The sequence below is a fragment of the Methylomonas rivi genome, assembly GCF_024505165.1.
GTDB classification, from domain to species: Bacteria; Pseudomonadota; Gammaproteobacteria; order Methylococcales; family Methylomonadaceae; genus Methylomonas; species Methylomonas rivi.
The window spans coordinates 1-2,383 of record NZ_JANIBK010000272.1; the positions used below are offsets into that span (position 1 = coordinate 1).

At 57.1% G+C, this 2,383-nt stretch carries 2 protein-coding genes; both read left to right on the forward strand.

From position 1 onward, the window contains the following. The coding region (locus NP596_RS20995) for a type II secretion system protein N (protein ID WP_256617336.1) at positions 1-351 on the forward strand (351 nt) is incomplete at its 5' end. Positions 352-378: 27 nt separating this feature from the next. Then, on the forward strand, positions 379-2,244 hold the full coding sequence (gspD, locus tag NP596_RS21000) for a type II secretion system secretin GspD (RefSeq protein ID WP_256617337.1): 1,866 nt from the start codon (positions 379-381) through the stop codon (positions 2,242-2,244). The last annotated feature ends 139 nt before the right edge of the window (positions 2,245-2,383 follow it).

Sequence of the window (2,383 nt, forward strand, 5' to 3'; positions counted from 1 at the left end):
GTGCCGGCGGCGGCGAACGCCGCTGCCGCCGATTATCTGGAAATCGCCGATTGGCATTTATTCGGGAGGGAAGAAACCGACGTTGAAGAGGAGGCCGCCGCCGTGGTGGCGACCCCTTTGCAGCTCAAATTGCTGGGGACTTTTTTGCTTTCCGGCCCGTCGGCTAACCGTTACGCCATCATCCAAACCGCCGATGGCATGCAACAAAAGTACCGCGAAGGCGACACGTTGCCGGAAGACGCCGTGTTGCAGCGTATCGAAAAAACACGGGTGGTCTTAAAACATCGGCAGCGTTTGGAATCCCTGAAATTCGAGCCCAATCCCCTATCGTTGTCGGCGCCGAACCCCTAATTCACTTTTCTATTCAACACCATTGCAATGAAAAAAACACGCGTGTGGCTGGGCTGGCTATTGGTTTTGTTATGCCAAACAAGCTGGGCGGAGCAGCAGGAGTTTTCGCTGAACCTCAAGGATGTGGATATCCGGGCCTTGATCGAAACCGTGGCGGACGCCACCGGCAAAAATTTTGTGGTCGACCCGCGCATTACCGGCAACATTACCGTGGTGACCTCAACCCCCATGCGCGCGGCACAGGTGTACGATGTGTTCCTGTCGATATTAAAAGTCCACGGCTACTCGGCGGTGCCCAACGGCAATATCGTTAAAATCGTGCCCAATACCTCGGCCAAGCAGGACGGCGCGCCGGGCGAGTTGCGGCCCGACGCCAAAAACGGCGACGAGCAGCAAACCCGCATCGTGCAGGTCCAGCATGTCGACGCCAATCAATTGGTGCAGACCTTGATGCCGCTGATGCCGCAATACGCCTTTATGGCGGCGGTGCCCGAGAGCAATACCGTGATTATTTCCGATACCGCCGCCAACGTGGCGCGGGTGGAAATGATGATCAGACAGGTCGACAAAAGCGACGCCCAGGCCATCGAAGTGATCAATCTGCGCCACGGCAATGCGGCGGACTTGATTCAACCCCTGAATAATCTGCTCACCGCCAGCAACGCCGGCAAAACCGCCGCGCCGCCGCCGTTGGTGGCCGACGAACGCACCAACAGCATCATCATCGGCGGCAACCCGGATACGCGCCTGCAAATGCGGGCGTTGATCGCCAATCTCGATGCGCCGATAGAAAAGGACGGCAATACCGAGGTGATTTATCTGCGTTATGCGCTGGCCAAGGATATGGTGGAAACCTTGACCGGGGTGGGCTCGCTGAAGGATGAGAATGCTGATAAGGCCAAAACCAAGGCCAATACCGACAAAGTGTTCGACGTGCGGGCCGACGAAGCGTCCAATTCGCTGATTATCACCGCGCCGCACGATAAGATGCGTACCCTGAAAAATGTGGTGCGGCAATTGGACGTGCGCCGGGCGCAGGTGCATATCGAAGCCATCATTGCCGAAGTACGCTACGACAAAAACCAGCAGCTCGGCGTGGAATGGCAAACCAAGGAAGGCGGCAAGGTGTTCGGCGCTTACAGCAAGGATGGCAAGGATTCGCTGGATTTCTCGCAATTCGTCTCTTCCCTGGGCAAAGGCTTGAGCGTCGGTTACTTGGCCGGCAGCGAAATCAAGGCACTGATCAATGCCTTCGCCACCGATACCGATGTCAACATCCTGTCGACGCCTTCCCTGGTGACCTTGGATAACGAAGAAGCCAGCATCATCGTCGGCCAGAATATTCCGCTGAATACCGGCACTTTTACCACCAATACCTCGGGGGCCAGCAACCCGTTTACCACCGTGCAGCGCCAGGATGTTGGCATCAAACTCAAGGTGTTGCCGCAAATCAACGAAGGCGATGCGGTCAAATTGAAAGTCACCCAGGAAGTCTCCAGCGTAACCGGGCAGGATGGGCAAAGCTTCGATAAACGCCAGATCGAAACCTCGGTGTTGGTCGACGACGGCAAGGTGCTGGTGCTGGGCGGTTTGATCAAGGACGACGTCAACGAAGTGGTCGACAAGGTGCCGCTGCTGTCCGACATTCCGCTGCTGGGCTATTTGTTCCAATCGACCAGCACCACGGTCAACAAGACCAATCTGATGGTGTTTTTAAGAGCGAGAATCATGCGCGAAGGCGATGCGGCCGCCGGCGTGACCCATGACAAATACAGCTATATGCGCGAGAAGCAGCAGCAATTCAATCGAGACGGGCTGCTGTTGATGCCCAATGAGCAACAGCCGCTGTTGCCGGACGCCACCGATCAAAACCCGTTAAATGTCGAACCTTGAATTGCCGATCGGCGAATTAACGGAACCGGTGTCCGCCGCCAGGCGCATGCCCGGCTACGGCTTTGCCAAGCGTTTCGGCGTCATCGTGGCCGACGACGGCGGGCAGCGCTACAGCGTGCTATATCGCCGGGACGCGCCG

What these genes read in the sequence shown, in the direction of transcription:
- gspD (WP_256617337.1), top strand. Translation starts at nt 379, where the DNA reads ATGAAAAAAACACGCGTGTGGCTGGGCTGGCTATTGGTTTTGTTATGC.